A 1,068-nucleotide genomic window follows, 5' to 3' on the forward strand; every position below is an offset into this window, starting at 1 on the left:
TTTCAATTCCGCTTGGCCGTTTAGCTGAAATTTTTGGTAAGGGTAAATTTTATGTTCTTGGACTAATTGTATTTGGAATAGGCTCGGCACTTTGCGCTTTTGCAACTTCGGGAGAAAGTCTCATCTTGTTCCGTTTTATTCAAAGTATCGGGGCAGCCATTTTGTTTCCGACAAGTATGATTATAGGTGTCTCGGCTGTTTCTATGGAGAAACGAGCCATTGCATTAGGGATGTTAGGAGTGACTCAAGGATTCTCAGCTGCGATTGGTCCAACAATTGGTGGGGTTATCACTCAATTTCTGAATTGGACTTGGGTTTTCTGGGTCAACGTACCTTTATGTGTGATTGGTGTATTCTTATGCTTCCGATGGCTTAATTTGCGTGTTGAACAGAAAATAAAAGTTAAGATTGATTTTCTTGGAGTATTGTTTTCCTGTATTTGCATTTTTTTATTGACGCTTGTCTTAGTAAAGGGCGAGTCATGGGGCTGGAACTCTTTTGAAGCATGGTTGTGTTATGTTGTTAGTTTCATCTCTCTAGCAATATTTCTGATCGTGGAGAAGAAAGTACAGAATCCAATGATAAAGCTGCAATTGTTTAAAAACCGTATTTTTACGAGCGCAGCCCTAACCACGGTCTTGTCCAATATTTTTTTAATAGGTGTAACTGTATTACTACCGACTTTTCTCACACGAATGCAAGGGAAGACAGAATTGACGGCGGCACTGATGGTAACGCCTATCTCGGGTATGATATTTATTTTTGCCCCGCTCTCTTCAATAATTACGCGTAAACTAGGAGTTTGCTTTATGGTCATTACTGGCTTTATTGTAATGGCTGCATCGTATATCTTTTTAAGACAGTTGAGTCTTGATTCAACAATGATCAATGTGCTCATGATCAGTGCAATGCTGGGAGTGGGCTATGGGCTAATTACCGGTCCTATGACTGAAATGGGCGCATCCTCTTTTGAGGGAGAAATACTTACTGCCTCTCAAAGTGTGTTGTCGATGTTGCGGCAACTGGGAATTGTTTTGGCGATTGCGATCTTTGTTTCTGGTCTTTCTC

General features: G+C 40.6%; 1 protein-coding gene. It reads left to right on the plus strand.

Annotated features, from left to right (window positions below; genetic code table 11):
- Nucleotides 1-1,068: MFS transporter (locus tag KIH86_RS04035; protein WP_223110318.1), on the plus strand; the 1,068-nt coding region annotated here is incomplete at both ends.

This window comes from Paenibacillus sinensis, assembly GCF_019904155.1.
In the GTDB taxonomy this organism is placed as follows: domain Bacteria; phylum Bacillota; class Bacilli; order Paenibacillales; family Paenibacillaceae; genus Paenibacillus_AQ; species Paenibacillus_AQ sinensis.